This is a genomic window from Phyllobacterium sp. (genome assembly GCF_037994405.1).
Classification (GTDB): Bacteria; Pseudomonadota; Alphaproteobacteria; order Rhizobiales; family Rhizobiaceae; genus Phyllobacterium.
Window position 1 is genome coordinate 20,987 of record NZ_JBBNAN010000097.1, and the last position, 15,107, is coordinate 36,093.

At 58.7% G+C, this 15,107-nt stretch carries 13 protein-coding genes; 7 read left to right on the forward strand and 6 right to left on the reverse strand.

Annotated features, from left to right (window positions below):
* Positions 1–34 precede the first annotated feature (34 nt).
* Positions 35–2,716, reverse strand: a complete 2,682-nt coding sequence (locus AAAC48_RS05900; protein ID WP_340653289.1) for a heavy metal translocating P-type ATPase — start codon at positions 2,714–2,716, stop codon at positions 35–37.
* An 87-nt stretch (positions 2,717–2,803) separates the two neighbouring features.
* Here AAAC48_RS05900 and AAAC48_RS05905 point away from each other — a divergent pair, with 87 nt between their 5' ends.
* Positions 2,804–3,238 (forward strand): helix-turn-helix domain-containing protein, encoded by a 435-nt coding sequence (locus AAAC48_RS05905; RefSeq protein ID WP_340653290.1) that lies wholly within the window; start codon positions 2,804–2,806, stop codon positions 3,236–3,238.
* Here the strand turns inward: AAAC48_RS05905 and AAAC48_RS05910 are convergent.
* The 4 genes from AAAC48_RS05910 to AAAC48_RS05925 form a co-directional block, all read right to left on the reverse strand.
* Positions 3,235–3,732, reverse strand: coding sequence for an Lrp/AsnC family transcriptional regulator (locus tag AAAC48_RS05910; RefSeq protein WP_100003721.1), 498 nt, complete (start codon positions 3,730–3,732; stop codon positions 3,235–3,237). The genes AAAC48_RS05905 and AAAC48_RS05910 overlap by 4 nt on opposite strands.
* Before the next feature lie 178 nt (positions 3,733–3,910).
* Entirely contained in the window at positions 3,911–4,162 is a 252-nt protein-coding gene (locus tag AAAC48_RS05915; RefSeq protein WP_340653291.1) for a heavy-metal-associated domain-containing protein, read from the reverse strand.
* A 77-nt stretch (positions 4,163–4,239) separates the two neighbouring features.
* Positions 4,240–5,625 carry an aspartate aminotransferase family protein gene (locus AAAC48_RS05920; RefSeq protein ID WP_340653292.1) on the reverse strand — a complete coding sequence of 462 codons (1,386 nt, stop codon included), beginning with the start codon at positions 5,623–5,625 and terminating at the stop codon, positions 4,240–4,242.
* Positions 5,626–5,749: 124 nt separating this feature from the next.
* Positions 5,750–6,604 (reverse strand): GNAT family N-acetyltransferase, encoded by an 855-nt coding sequence (locus tag AAAC48_RS05925; protein WP_340653293.1) that lies wholly within the window; start codon positions 6,602–6,604, stop codon positions 5,750–5,752.
* A gap of 197 nt (positions 6,605–6,801) precedes the next feature.
* Between AAAC48_RS05925 and AAAC48_RS05930 the strand changes: the two genes are divergently transcribed.
* Both AAAC48_RS05930 and AAAC48_RS05935 read left to right on the forward strand, forming a co-directional pair.
* Entirely contained in the window at positions 6,802–7,932 is a 1,131-nt protein-coding gene (locus AAAC48_RS05930; protein ID WP_340653294.1) for an FAD-dependent oxidoreductase, read from the forward strand.
* Entirely contained in the window at positions 7,925–9,394 is a 1,470-nt protein-coding gene (locus tag AAAC48_RS05935; RefSeq protein WP_340653295.1) for an aldehyde dehydrogenase family protein, read from the forward strand. The genes AAAC48_RS05930 and AAAC48_RS05935 overlap by 8 nt, the downstream gene beginning before the upstream one ends.
* A 4-nt stretch (positions 9,395–9,398) precedes the next feature.
* Here AAAC48_RS05935 and argE read toward each other — a convergent pair whose 3' ends face one another.
* Positions 9,399–10,532: an acetylornithine deacetylase gene (gene argE / locus AAAC48_RS05940; protein WP_340653296.1), complete on the reverse strand. Its 1,134-nt coding sequence runs from the start codon at positions 10,530–10,532 to the stop codon at positions 9,399–9,401.
* Positions 10,533–10,802: 270 nt separating this feature from the next.
* Between argE and AAAC48_RS05945 the strand changes: the two genes are divergently transcribed.
* Genes AAAC48_RS05945 through AAAC48_RS05960 form a run of 4 tightly spaced genes read left to right on the forward strand, consistent with a single transcriptional unit; the run spans position 10,803 to position 14,942 of the window.
* Complete coding sequence (locus AAAC48_RS05945; protein ID WP_340653297.1) at positions 10,803–11,471, forward strand: haloacid dehalogenase type II; 669 nt, start codon at positions 10,803–10,805, stop codon at positions 11,469–11,471.
* Complete coding sequence (locus AAAC48_RS05950; RefSeq protein ID WP_340653298.1) at positions 11,468–12,394, forward strand: glyoxylate/hydroxypyruvate reductase A; 927 nt, start codon at positions 11,468–11,470, stop codon at positions 12,392–12,394. Before AAAC48_RS05945 ends, AAAC48_RS05950 begins: the two co-directional genes overlap by 4 nt.
* Positions 12,395–12,402: 8 nt before the next feature.
* On the forward strand, positions 12,403–13,875 hold the full coding sequence (locus AAAC48_RS05955) for an NAD-dependent succinate-semialdehyde dehydrogenase (RefSeq protein ID WP_340653299.1): 1,473 nt from the start codon (positions 12,403–12,405) through the stop codon (positions 13,873–13,875).
* A 17-nt stretch (positions 13,876–13,892) separates the two neighbouring features.
* Positions 13,893–14,942 (forward strand): tartrate dehydrogenase, encoded by a 1,050-nt coding sequence (locus tag AAAC48_RS05960; RefSeq protein ID WP_340653300.1) that lies wholly within the window; start codon positions 13,893–13,895, stop codon positions 14,940–14,942.
* Positions 14,943–15,107: the final 165 nt, after the last annotated feature.

A 15,107-nucleotide genomic window follows, 5' to 3' on the forward strand; every position in this document is an offset into this window, starting at 1 on the left:
CTCCTTCGAAGAGGGCGGGATTATTTCTAGCGGATCAGGCAGTAGCCAATATCCGGGGCGTTGTCGCAGGCGTTGCCTTCTCCTTCTTGAGATAGCCAAGGAGACGCATGGCATTGAGGGTCACGAGAACTGTAGCGCCGGTATCGGCAAACACGGCGATCCAAAGACCAGTGACGCCGAATACCGTGGTCACCAGAAATGCCACCTTCAACCCGAGCGCGATCGTCACATTCTGGCGAATGTTGCGCATGGTGGCGCGGGATAGGCCGATCAACGTAGCGATGTCCTGAACGCGATTGCGCAGCAAAGCAGCGTCGGCCGCTTCGAGTGCGACGTCGGTACCCGATCCCATTGCGACACCGACATGGGCTGCCGCAAGGGCGGGCGCGTCGTTGATGCCATCACCAACCATGACGACCTTACGCTGTTCCGCCAGTTCCCGGATCGTCAGTACCTTGTCCTCAGGCATCATTTCGGCGCGGGCTTTAACACCGAGTTCGCGGGCTATCGCGGCAGCGGTTGCGTTATTGTCACCAGTCAGCATCACCGTGTCGATGCCGGCTGCCTTCAGTGCGGCAACGCCGGCGCGGGCGTCGCTGCGCGGCTCATCCCGCAGGCCAACGAGGCCAATCGCATCGCCATTTGCCACGGCGACAACCACGGTCTTTCCTTCCGCTTCGAGGGTGTGAATCTGCCGTGCGAGCGATTGGTCGATCGTTCCGGCTTCGCGGGCAAAACGTGGCGCTCCGATGAAGAGTCTCTGGTCACCGACCTGACCTTCCACGCCCTTGCCCGCGACGCTCTTGACGCCGGTGGCATTGCCAGGAGCGATCGCGTCTGCGCCAGCGCGGTCGACAATTGCCTTGGCCAGCGGATGGCTCGCTTCCTGCTCAAGAGCGCTTACGGTCGACAGAAAGCTTGCTATGTTGCCATCGCAGGCGACGATATCCGTCACGATGGGCTCGCCGCGCGTGAGCGTTCCGGTTTTGTCAAACGCGACGGTCTGGGCGCCGGCCAGCGCTTCGATGACCGCGCCGCCCTTAATAAGCAGACCATGCTTGGCGGCAGAAGACAGGCTCGACGCGATGGCAGCCGGCACCGAAATGACAAGGGCGCACGGACAACCGATCAGCAGCAGAGCCAGAGCGCGATAGATCCACGTTCCCCACTCTGCGCCGGCGGCAAGCGGGGGAACAATTGCAACGAGGATCGCGATGCCGACGATCAGCGGCATATAGATGCGCGAGAAGCGATCGATGAAACGCTCGGTTGGAGCCTTGGACTCCTGGGCTTCCTCGACCAGTGTGATGATACGGCTAATGGTATTGTCCTGTGCGGCGCGGTTGACGCGGATGCGCAACGTTGCCTCATGATTGATCGATCCGGCAAAGATCGCGGCGCCCGGCTCCTTCAAGCGCGGTACCGATTCACCGGTGATCGGCGATTCATCGACACTCGACATGCCTTCCACAACTTCGCCATCGGCTGGAATGCTGTCGCCAGTGCGGGCGACAATGATCTGTCCGATGCGCAGCGCTTCGGCGGGAACTTCACGAACCGTACCGTTGTCCTCGACATAAGCCGTCTTCGGTACGAGCGCGCCGAGCGCCTTTATTCCGGCACGCGCCTTGCTGGCGGCAAAGCCTTCCAGTACTTCACCGACAGCGAACAGGAAGACCACAACTGCGGCTTCCTCGACGGCGCCGATGATAATCGCGCCGCCAGCAGCTATTGTCAGAAGCATCTCGATCGTAAAGGGAGCGCCGGCAAGGGCCGCCATGATCGCGCGGCGTGCAATGGGAGCTGCTGCGACGATGGTTGCCAGCAAGAATACCCAATAGGCAAGCTCCGGCCGAACCAGGCTGGCGACATAGGAGGCGCCAAGCAGTGCACCGGCGATAACGGCAATCTTCGCCTTGGGCGTTTGCCACCAGCGGCGCGGCGACGCGGCCGGCGTGGACGGGGCGGTGGCCGTGCCCTTTATGATGCGGCTTGGCTTGTAGCCAAGCGATGCTACCCTGCTTTCTACGGTGCCGGCCGATGTCAGGCGCTCGTTGAGGGCCAGGGTTAGGGTTTCGTTTGTTACCGAAACGCGAATATCTGTGACGCCCGGAACGCGTTCAAGAGCCGTCCGGATCGTTGCCGCGCAACTCGCGCAATCCATACCTTCGACCTTCCAGGTGAGATGATCTGCCGGGGCAGGAGTGCCGGTGGCAGGCACAGCATGGTCATGGCTGCAATTGGGGCCATGGACATGCGCCGCATGTTGATGCGCAGCATGTTGCTTGTGATCATGTCCGTCATGGTGATCGTGGTTACAGCCTGGTCCATGGACGTGGGGGACATGACTGTGCGTCTTGTGGCCATGCGCGTGCCCTTGATGGTGGTCATGATCATCGTGATCATGATTGCAGTTCGGTCCATGGACGTGGCCAGCATCATGCGCTGACTGCTTGGCTGGGCGGCGGGTCAGGCTTGGCTCGAAACCAAGCTTGCGAACCCTTTTCTCAATCTCGGAAACCGGCGTCGCGGTCTCATCCAGCATGAGCGACATCGTTTCTGTTGTCACCGAAATCTTGAGGTCGGAGACACCGGGCACCCGGCCCAGCGCGGTCTTGATCGTGTTTGCGCAACTGCCGCAATCCATCCCGCCGACCTTGAAGGTGAAAGCCTCGCTGATGCTGCCGGAATGACCTTCCGAACCTGTCCCGGTCATTGAATGTCTCCTGTTTTCGTTCAAAGGATTCTTGACTTCAATGACGCTAATCCCTCTAGTAACTATAGGTTCAAGAGGAAAAATTCGATGGAACGCACTTTTTCGATTGGCCGCCTTTCGACAACGACGGGCTGCAAGGTGGAGACGATCCGCTACTACGAATCGATCGGCCTGCTGGATGAGCCGGAGCGTTCGGAAGGCAATCAGCGCCGCTATCTGAAATCACATCATGAACGGCTGCTCTTCATCCTCCACGCCCGGGATCTAGGTATGTCGATCGAGGCGATCCGGCAGCTGATTGTATTATCTCGCGATCCGGAGGCGCCATGCGATGGGGCAGATGAAATCGCGCGTCAGCAGCTCGGATCCGTGCGTGACAAGATCCAGCGGCTCAAGCTGCTTGAGGCCGAATTGCAGCGCGTTGTCGAAAGCTGCGACGGGCACCGTATCGGCGATTGCCGTGTCATCGAGGCGCTGGCCGAATGCGGCGCATGCCACAGGGATCATCGCGCTCCGCGTTAACTGCGGTCGTCGTGATCGAATAGCGCTGTCAGTGGATAGTAATTCTTGATGAAGGGTGATTTGATCACGATATAGCTGAAATATTTCTCGATCCCGATATTGCGTTCGAGCAGGTTCTCGACAATGCCCTGATAGTGCACGACGCCGCGGGTGATGAATTTCAGAAGGTAGTCATAGCCGCCGCTGACGAGATGGCACTCGACGATCTCATCGATATTGCGGATGGCGTTTTCAAAACGGACGAAGTCCTCGCGCCGATGGTCCGACAGCGTGACCTCGGTGAACACCGATACAGTTTCGCCGAGCTTTGCGATGTTGATCTGGGCACCATAACCGGTGACGTAGCCAGCCTGTTCAAGCCGCTTAACCCGCATCAGGCACGGGCTCGGCGAAAGCCCCACGGCGTCCGCAAGGTCCACATTGGTGATGCGGCCATTCTTTTGAAGCTCGTAAAGAATTTTAAGATCGATCCGGTCGAGCTTCGGTAGTCGCATCACATGTCTGCCTTATGGTTCCTCTGTAGCGATACTGCTCTAATACCCGATGAAGTTGCAAGGTTGATCGCTGCATCGAAGCACTTTGTGTGCCGATTGATCGCGGGATCCAGGGCGGGGTGGGTGGTTGATCGATACCGGCGGCTGGCAGCAGCACGTGCCGCCGGTGTCTATGCGATCAGGCGCGGGCTTCAGGTGTATAGCCTGCAGCTGTGATGATTTCTGCAATGCGGGCAGCGTCCGAAACACCGCCGACCGAAACGGTCCGGCTTACGGGATCGGCATGCACAGCGGCACCTGGAACGGTCTTTTCAATGGCACCCTTGATCACGCCGGCGCAATGTCCGCAGGTCATGTCGTCAACGCGGAACGACACGTCAGCGTTAACGGGTGCGGTGGTTTCGGAATGGTGCTCGTGAGCTGTGCACATATGGAGTTCTCCTTCGTTAAAGTTTCGAATGAAAGAAGCCTGAACTATTCCAACGTGGTAAGGTCAAGCGCTTTATTTCAAGCCGGCTCACTGATAACTGCACGCACTTCTTTCAGGTCCAGAACGGTATCGAGTGTCGAGCGCACACGCTCGACGATGAGGTCAATTTCATCTTCCGTGCAGCTCAACGGCGGAGCGAAGCCAAGTACATCGTCGGTGAAGGCGCGCAGGATAAGGCCATTCCGATAGGCGGCCTCAAACAGGCGTTCGCTGAGCTTCAGGTCGGGATCGAACTTTGTCTTTGCCGCCTTGTCGCTTACAAGCTCGACCGCGGCGAGCAAGCCGCGCCCGCGTACATCGCCGACGAGAGGATGATCGCGCAGACGCTCGAGTCGTGCATTGAAGCGGTCACCCATCGTCTGGCCATTCGCCAGCAGTCCGCCCTCCGTATAGAGCTTGAGCGTTGCAAGACCGGCCGCTGCACTGACCGGATGGGCCGAATAGGTGAAGCCATGACCGACCGCGGCGGCACCTGCGCTTTCGGCAATGGTCTGATAGATTTCCTCGCGCATGAACAGCGCACCCATGGGCACGTAGCCGGAGGTTAGCCCCTTGGCCACGGTCATCATGTCCGGCACGACTTCCTCCATCTCGCAGGCAAAGAGCGGTCCGGTCCGGCCGAAACCGGTGATGACCTCATCGGCCACGAAGAGAATATCGAGATCACGGCATGTCTCGCGCATGGCCTTGAGCCAACCGGCGGGCGGAACGATAACTCCGCCAGAACCCTGGATCGGTTCGCAGAAGAAAGCGGCGACATTGTCGGGACCGAGCTGCTCGACACGCTGGCGCAATGCTTCCACCGAAGCGGCGATGATGGCGGACGGATCACTCCCCACCGGATTGCGGTAGGGGTAGGGCGATGCAATTTTATGCTGCCACGGCAAAGGCAGATCGAAACCCCTGTGGAATATTGGCAGCGCCGTCAGGCCCGCGCCCGTTGAAGAAGAGCCATGATAGCCGCGTTCGAGCGTGATGAACTGCTTCTTCTGCGGTTTGCCGAGGGCATTGAAATAATAATGAATGAAGCGCACGGCGGAATCGACCGCGTCGGAGCCGCCGAGGGTGAAATAGATGCGATTGAGATCCCCGGGCGAGCGTTCGGCAAGTTCAGCGGCCAAGCGGATCGCGGGTTCGCTGCCAAGCGAGAAATAGCCGGTTGCATAGGGCAGGCGGCGCATCTGCTCCGTCACCGCATCGACAATCGAATCCTGCCCATAGCCGGCATTGACGCACCAGAGACCGGCAAAACCATCGATCAGCTCGTGGCCGCTCGCGTCCTTGACAAAGACGCCCCTGGCCGACTGCAGTACGGTCACGCCGCGATTTTCGTGACCCCGGTAGGAGGCGACCGGGTGGATAAGATGCTCGCGATCGAGCTCGACAAGAGAGTTGCTCAGCATGTCATGTCCTTTCAAATTGCCATGCGACCAAATTCGCATTGCGGGCGAGAAATGGCATGCTGAACAGGACAAGCTTTCCACTATGGGATGCTTTTTTCGCTGACAAGGCAGCGGGAGATGCTGTTTATCCCAAAGCCTGATTTGTCAGGGTGAAGATGCGATAATTTGATGCGGGTCTTGGGGTATCACCGCGAACCATTCTCATCCCGCCTCCGACCTTGGGCAGACCCCCCGCTTCGAGCCAATCGCCAAGCTCACTGTCATCCGGCGTATCGATACGCAGGAATTCCTCGCTCCGGGCCATGATCCAGCTCGAAACCAACGCCTGTGCAGCTTTGAGGTCAGGGGCGATGACCGGCCCGATGACAGAACCGCGGCCAAAGCGGCGTAGAATTGCATAGCCGTCCAACTGTCCGCTTCGTTCCAGTATGAGACATTGGCCTGCACTGAGGAGCGCGGAAAGCATGGGCTTGCGATCCAGCCCTGATGCATCAGCGTCGAGCGCGATGAGGCTGGCTGTATCGTTGTTGGTCAGGGGGCGAATTGTTTGATCGGGCTCGGGCAATAGCGGTTTGAAATTTGCCGGCTTGCCCTGATGCTGCGAAATCGTTCCCGTTGACCGGAACCCGAGGGATTTATAAAGCGGCTCGCCTTCCTGCGTAGCGATCAGCAGGATATTCCTTCCCGCGGCCTGGCGCAGAGCAGCGTCCATGAGCTTACCGCCAATACCGCGTCTTTGCCGCTCGGCCGAAACGATCACCATGCCGAGCGTGGCGAAATTGTCGCCGAACGGCCACCAGAGAATTGTACCGACAATGCCGGAACTGTCTTCAGCCACCGTGCCGTGGCCCAGACTGGCCACGAGCTGCCAGTCTTCGATACGATGCGGCCATTTGACGGCTGAAGACAAAGCAAACGCACCCGCCAGATCCGCTGGCTGCATTGTGCGCAGCAAAAACTCGCCCGGCGTTTGCAACATGCTTGCGTCCTTTTCCACGGCGTAGCTCGAAGAGGCTTTCATAGCCGACAGATTAGGATTTGTAGCAAGAAACATTGTTCCGAGCTTTCCCCAACAACGCAATTTTGCACTGTTAGGCTGATAAAAGCCCGAATAAAAAGCTGGCTACATTGCTTAGGCTAGATCTATGCCATCAAGATCGTAAAAGGGGAAAAGGCATGAGCCGGGTTGTTATTATCGGTGGAGGGATCGTCGGTCTTTCCGTTGCGCGCGCCGCATTGAAAGTCGGGAAGGAAGTCGTCCTGCTGGAGCAGGGACCGGTTGGAAATCCGAACGGAGCTTCCTACGATAATCACCGCATGATTCGTTATCATTATGGCGCGGCGGAAGGCTACACGCGCATGGTCACCGACGCCTTTGTCGCCTGGGACCGCATCTGGAATGATCTTGGCGAAACACACCATGATACGACGGGCGCGATTTCTATCGGGCTTGCCGAGGATGACTATGCAGGAATGACACTCGCCTCGTTCCGCAACAATCGCATTGCGCATGAGATCCTCGACGCGGCCGAAATTGCCGAGCTGTGCCCGCATTTGAAGGTGCCTCGCAGCGCCTGGGGTCTCCTTTCGCGCGTTGGCGGTCCGCTTTACGCAAGCCGAATCGTGGACGGGCTGGCGCGCTGGACCAGGGATCATGGCGCAGAAATCCGGGCCAACACCAATGTTGCCAGCGTTGACCTCGATGCAGCGACCGCAACGCTGGACAATGGCCAGACGATAAAGGGCGATCATCTGGTGGTTGCCGCGGGAGCATGGCTGCCATCGCTCCTGCCTGATCTTTATGCTGACCTGACGACCTATCGCCAGGCTCTCTGCTATGTAGAGCCGCCAGCACAGTTTGCCGAAAGCTGGCGAACCGCTCCGTCGATCGTCACGATCGGTGATGGCGTCGGCTATACCTTGCCGGACTTGCGTGGCGCCGGACTGAAATTCGGCGCAGGATCGCACCGGCGGCTTGCGGCGCCTTCCGCCGGGTTTTCCTCCGATATAGCGGAAGCAGACTACATTATCAGCCAGTTCGCCCCCTATCTGCACGACGCTGACAGCTATCGGCCCTTGCGGATGAAGGTCGGTTACTACGTCATGGACGCCACGCGAAAGTTCCGGCTCGACAGCCATGGCCCCTCGCTGGTCGTTACCAATTGCGACGGGCAGATGTTCAAGTTTGGTCCATTGCTCGGCGAAGCGATTGTCAAAATGTTCGAAGGGCGCCTGTCTGCGCAAGCGCTGCGTTTATGGGCGGCCGGCGATGCCGCCATCGCGCCAAAGGCGGCAGTCAATGCTTAGCTTCGATCCCCGGCTTATTGCGGTTCCCACGGGCCATTTCATCGATGGGGCTCTGGTTGCGGATGCCACGGGAGACCTTCCCGTGCGGCGGCCATGCGATGGCGCCGTCTACACGAAACTGCCGCTGGCATCCGCCGATGTCGTCGACCGCGCCGTATCGAGCGCAAAAAAGGCATTCCGTACGTCCGATTGGGCCAAACGGCCGCCGCGCGAACGCGCGCGGGTCATGCGGCGCTGGGCAGACCTCGTCGATGCGAACCGGCAGGAACTGGCGCGGCTCGAGGCAGTCGGTTCAACACGGCCGATCGCGCAAGCCGATGGTTGGGACGTGCCTTATCTGGCAGAGACCATCCGTTTCTTTGCAGAATTTGCCGACAAATATGGCGGCGAGGTCGCAGCCACCCAGAGTGATCGCTTCGGCATGGTCATAACCGAGCCGCGCGGTGTCATCGCTGCGATCGCACCGTGGAATTTTCCACTCGTCATGGCCGGGTGGAAACTGGCGCCGGCACTCGCGGCGGGTAATGCGGTTGTCCTCAAACCATCCGAGATGACGCCGGTTTCCGTGCTGCGGCTTGCCGAGCTTGCGATAGAAGCCGGATTGCCGAGCGGTATTTTCAATATTGTTCAAGGGACGGGAGCAGGGGCCGGTGATGCTCTTTGCCGTCATCCCGATGTCGCCAAAATCACCTTTACCGGTTCGACAAAAACCGGCGCGGCCATCATGGCAACGGCTGCCCTGAACGGCGTCAAGCCGGTAACGCTCGAACTTGGCGGCAAGAGCCCGCAGATCGTGTTCGAAGATGCCGATATTGATCTCGCCGCAAGTTGTATCGCCCGCTCGATCCTTGGCAATGCGGGCCAGGTTTGTGTCGCGGGTTCGCGACTGCTTGTGCACCGCAATTTGCGCGATGCGCTGCTGGACCGCGTCGCCATGCTTGCGCGGGACGTAAAGCCGGGCTCGACATGGGACACAGGTACAAGTTTTTCGCCGATCATCTCGGCAGGGCAGCTTGACCGGGTCAACTCGATTGTCCACCGCACCGTGGCTGAAGGCGCCGAAGCGCTTATCGGTGGTCATGCAATCGAGGGATTTGGTGATGGGACGTTCTATGCACCTACCATTCTGATTGGGGTTGATCAGGGCATGGAAGCAGCGCGCGCTGAAATCTTTGGACCGGTCCTGACCGTTCAGACCTTCGAGGATGAGGAGGAAGCATTGGCGCTTGCCGATCATCCGGAATTCGGCCTCGCATCGGGCGTTTACACGCGCGACTTGTCGCGTGCTTTGCGAATGGTGCGCAGTCTGGAGGCCGGAACGGTCTGGATCAATCGATATGGCCGATCGGACGACTTCATCATGCCGACGGGCGGCTACAAGAGTTCAGGCATCGGCAAGGACCTGGGACGGGAAGCCTATGAGGCCAATCTCCGCTCCAAATCAGTGCTGATCGATATCTGAGCGCTCATTCGGCGACCTCTTTCATCAGCCTTCCGAGTGCGTTCAGGCAGTCATTGAGTTCGGATTTCAGTACATATTCGTTGGGACGATGTGCGCGGGCGATATCGCCCGGCCCGCAGATGATCGACGGGATGCCCGCAACCTGATAGAGCCCGGCTTCGGTCCCATAGCTGACAGCACCGGCGCAGGGCTGCCCGGATATCTTTTCGGCGAGAATGGCAAGCGCGTCGGCCTCATCGAGATCAAGCGCCGGATAACTGCTGAGCGTCTGTATCTCGAACCGCAGGCCTGAACCGTTTGCCGACAATTCGGCCATCCGCTTCCTGATGGGTTCCATCAACGTGGCAGGGTCGATCCCTGGAACCGCGCGTGCTTCAACGTCGATCGTGCACTTCTCCGGAATGACATTGAGAGCGGCGCCGCCGGCAATGACACCGATTTGCATGCTGGAATAGGACGGAACGAACCGCTCGTTGAACGGACCTTCCGCTGCGAGCCGGCAAGCTTCATCACGAATAGCGATGATAATATCCGAGCTGGCGTGAATAGCATTTAAGCCGAGATCTGGCCGGGACGAATGCCCCGATTTGCCGTGGATAGAGATCTGGCAGCCGATCTTGCCCTTGTGCCGCAATACCGGTTGCATGCCTGAGGGCTCGCCGACGAAGCAGCCAACCGGCCTGGTGCACAACGTCGGCAGCCGGTCGATAAGATGCCTGACGCCGACACAGCCTGCTTCCTCATCATAGGAGAAGGCGATGTGGATCGGCTGTTTCAACGGACGCGCGACAAAAGCCGGGACAGATGCGAGGACACAAGCCACAAAGCCCTTCATGTCGACTGCACCGCGCCCGATCAGCCGTTCTCCATCTTCGCGAAGGCTGAACGGATCGGTCGACCAGGTCGGTTCGGTCGCGGGGACGACGTCAAGGTGGCCCGACAGGATATATCCGGGGACGTCAGCCCGACCAATCGTTGCAAAGAGGTTGAAACGATCACCTTCCGGTCCGGCAATAATGCTTGAATCCACCCCATATTGGGCAAGATAGGATCGTATATAGTCGATGATCGCGGCATTCGATGTCCTGACGACTGACGGGAAGCTGACGAGATTCGACAATATTTTCTGCACCAGCATTTTATGCTCCTCGTAGCGGCGCCGTTGTTGGATTGGCCGCGTGTGCTCTTAACGTTCCGGCTGGATTCCGGTTCTAAAACGCGACTATGCGGGGATCAGGGCTGATTTCAAGCACCGGAAATGATCTCGAGAACATTCAGCAGCCTATGCTGAAATGGTGTCGCGAATTGCAATGATCTTCGTGCAAAACACCTTTGTCAGGGCGCCATGCTGACCTTTTGGTCCTACAGTTGCATCATATGCGATACAAAGGGGAACACGGAGCAAGCAATGCCGACTTTCAAGCCCAAATATATTTCCTTCGATTGCTACGGGACGCTGACACGCTTCCAGATGTCGGAAGTGGCGCGGTCGCTCTATGCCGACCGCGTTGCTGCCGATAGCATGGATGCGTTCTGCAAGGACTTTGCGGCGTACCGTCTCGACGAAGTTCTCGGTGACTGGAAGCCCTATGAGCAGGTGTTGAAAAATGCCGTGCGCCGCACCTGCCAGAAATGGGGCGTCGACTATGACGATGCCGATGGCCGGAAATTCTACGATGCCGTTCCAACCTGGGGCCCGCATGCGGACGTTCCAGCTGGTCTGGCAAAGGTCGCAGAGCACTACAAGCTGGTGATCCTCTCCAATGCCTCGAACGACCAGATCCATTCCAATGTCGAAAAGCTCGGCGCGCCTTTCTACAAGGTGTTCACCGCCCAGCAGGCGCAGGCCTACAAGCCGCGTTTCCAGGCCTTCGAATATATGTTCAGGCAGTTGGACGCGCACCCCTCGGAATTCCTCCATGTATCGTCGAGCCTGCGCTATGACCTGATGTCGGCACATGATCTCGGCATCAAGAACAAGGTGTTTGTCGCGCGCGGTCATGAACCGTCGACGCCGTATTATGGCTATACTGAAATCAAGGATATCGGTGGCCTGGCAGGCGTGGTCGGGCTTTGACATTCCTCTATAAAGCAGACCCGGTAAGAGGTGCGGAATGGGCCGAGCTTTTCGCCCGGAAGGCCGCGGACCTGTCGTTCCGCATCTGGCCGGATACGGGACGACCTGAAGATATACGATATCTGGGAGCCTGGCTTCCGCCCGATAATCTTGCCGAAACCTTCCCCAACCTGGAGATACTTTTCTCGTTAGGGGCGGGGATCGATCAGTTTGACCTCTCGGCCCTGCCTGAGCATTTGCCGCTCGTTCGCATGATCGAGCCTGGGATTGCCGAAGGCATGACGGAATATGTGACCATGGCGGTGCTCGCACTGCACCGCGATCTCCTCCCCTATATTGATCAGCAGCGTCGTGCTGTCTGGCACGGAATGCGGCTTGTGCCAGCTGCCCAGCGGCGGATTGGCGTCCTGGGTCTTGGCATGCTGGGGCAGGCGGCACTTGAAAAACTGCGGCCATTCGGCTTTCCGCTTTCGGGGTGGAACCGGTCGCCGCGAGTGATTGAGGCTGTTGATACTTATTCGGGCGCGAGCGAACTGCCGGGTTTCCTTGCCGCATGCGACATACTGATCTGTCTCCTGCCGTTGACCGATGAGACCCGGGGGATTTTGAATGAGAAGCTGTTTGCGCAGCTCCCGCGTGGCGCAGCCGTGATCAGCGCCGGGCGAGGCGGCCAGCTGCAGCAGGACGATCTTTTGGCCGCCCTCGACAGCGGTCGGCTTTCGGGTGCTGTTCTCGACGTCACCGATCCTGAACCTTTGCCAGCTGGACACCCCTTCTGGTCGCATCCAAAAATCCTGCTCACACCACATATCGCCAGCATGACGCGGCCAGAAACGGCTGTCGATCATGTGCTTGATACCATCCGCCGCCATCGCGAAGGCCTGCCATTGATTGGCACGGTCGATCGAATGCGCGGCTATTGAGGTTGCCCATGTTTCTTGATCGTTTGCGTGACAAATCCCTCTTTCGCCAGCAGATATTCATCGATGGCGTCTGGTCGGCGGCGTCGTCCAAGGCCGAACTTCCGGTCGATAATCCAGCGACCGGCGAAATCATCGGCTCGATCCCGGCCTGTGGTACAGCCGATACAAGAGCTGCCATCGAGGCGGCCAAAACGGCCTTCGTGCATTGGCGCATGCGGACAGCTGCTGAACGCGCGGCCGTTCTCGAACGCTGGTATGGTCTCGTGCTGGACAATGCGGATGATCTGGCGGTCATCATGACAGCCGAACAGGGCAAACCACTTGCCGAGGCCAAGGGCGAAGTGCTCTACGGCGCGTCCTTTATCAAATGGTTCGCTGAAGAAGCGCGCCGAATCGCCGGCAGCACGATCCCCGCGCCGACGGCGGATCGCCGCATCCTCGTGTTAAAGGAACCCGTCGGTGTATCGGCGGTTATCACGCCGTGGAATTTCCCGAACGCCATGATCACCCGGAAATGCGCGCCCGCGCTTGCCGCCGGTTGCACCGTGGTCATAAAGCCTTCGGAGTTGACGCCCTATTCGGCGCTGGCGCTCATCGTTCTTGCCGAGCGTGCAGGCGTGCCAAAGGGCGTTATCAATATCGTCACCGGCCTGCCGCAGGAAATCGGCGCGGAATTGACCGGCAACATGGCAGTGCGCAAGCTCTCCTTCACCGGTTCGACGCGGATCGGCTCGCTCCTGATGCAGGAGTGTGCGCCGACGGTGAAACGCCTCAGCCTGGAGCTTGGCGGCAATGCACCGTTCATCGTGTTTGACGACGCGGACATCGATCTGGCAATTGAGGGCGCGCTTGCGAGCAAGTTTCGCAATGGCGGCCAGACCTGCGTTTGCGCCAATCGCATTTTGGTCCAGGAAGGGATCTATGATCGCTTCGCCGACCGGCTTGCCGCTTTCGTATCGAAGATGCGGATCGGGTCCGGATTCGAGGCGGATACCCAGATTGGCCCGCTTATCAATCTGGCCGCGGTCGAGAAGGTGCACGCACATATCGACGACGCTCGATCAAAGGGTGCTCTCGATCTTACGGAGCGTAAGGATGATATCGATCCGAAGCATTTTGTGTCGCCCGTTGTTCTCACAAATGCGACGATGGCAATGCGCGTGGCAACCGAAGAGACTTTCGGACCGGTCGCACCGCTTTTCCGCTTTCGCCACGAAGCGGAGGCAATTGAAATCGCCAATGATACGCCCTTCGGTCTCGCTGCCTATTTCTACACCGAAAATCTGCACCGGTCGTGGCGTGTTGGCGAAAGGCTCGAGTTCGGTATGGTGGGCCTGAATACCGGATCGGTTTCCATGGAGATTGCACCCTTCGGAGGTATCAAGCAGTCGGGCCTCGGGCGTGAGGGTGGGCCAACCGGCATCGAGGAATATCTCGAGGTTAAATCCTTCCATATCGGTGGATTGCGTTCAGAAGCCTGATTCTGCGAGGAGATACGATGAAGACCTACAATATCGCCCGCATTCCCGGTGATGGCATTGGCGTCGATGTGGTCAATGCCGCCTGGCTCGTCCTGGACGCCGTTGCCGGGCGCTTCGACTTCACTTTGTCGTCGGAGACCTTCCCTTGGTCTTGCGAATACTATCTCGAACACGGTGTCATGATGCCGACTGACGGTATCGAACAGTTGCGCCCGTTCGATGCAATTCTTCTCGGCGCCGTGGGGTGGCCGGCGAGGGTTCCGGACTCCGTTTCCCTGCACGGGCTTTTGCTGCCGATCCGCAAATCCTTCGATCTGTATGTGAACGCCCGGCCGCACCGTCTTTTGAAAGGGGTTGAAGGCCCCTTGCGCAGCACGGACTTCGACATTCTTTGCATCCGCGAAAACACAGAAGGCGAATATAGCGGCGCAGGCGGGCGAGTACATCACGGTACCCGGAACGAGGTCGCGGTGGAGACGTCGATCTTCACGCGCACCGGTGTCGAACGCATCCTGCGCTACGGCTTTGAAGCGGCGCAGAAGCGATCCGGAAAGCTCGCCTCGGTCACAAAGTCCAATGCGCAGAAATATTCGATGGTGTTCTGGGATGAAGTCACCGACGCGCTTGCAGCCGAATTTCCGGATGTCAGGGTTTCGCGCTATCACGTCGATGCGGTCGCGGCCCGTTTCGTCACCAATCCGGATACGCTCGATGTTGTCGTCGCGTCCAACCTCTTCGGCGATATTCTGACGGATCTGGGCGCGGCGATACAGGGCGGGCTGGGATTTGCAGCTTCCGCCAATGTCAATCCCGCAGGTGGTGTTCCCTCGATGTTCGAACCCGTGCATGGGTCGGCTCCCGACATTGCTGGAAAGGGTATCGCCAATCCGTTGGCAACGATTTGGGCCGGCGCCCTGATGCTTGACCATCTCGGTGAAAAGCAGGCAGCTTCAGCTTTGATTGCGGCAATGGAGAGCGTCACGGCGCAACGGACTGCATTGACCCCGGATATGGGCGGGACTTCATCGACAATGGATGTAGCGGAAGCGGTGACGCATGCGTTGTGACCGCCGCGCCGTACTGTTTCGGGTAATAATCCATCGTAATCGATTTTCTGCTTGACCCTCCTACTGTTGGAAGGTCCATGTTCAGCCTACGGACACGCGTGCTGGTGAAATGAATTCGCAGTCACCAGGCTAATGTCCGATTGACAATTGTCGCGAACATTGGTG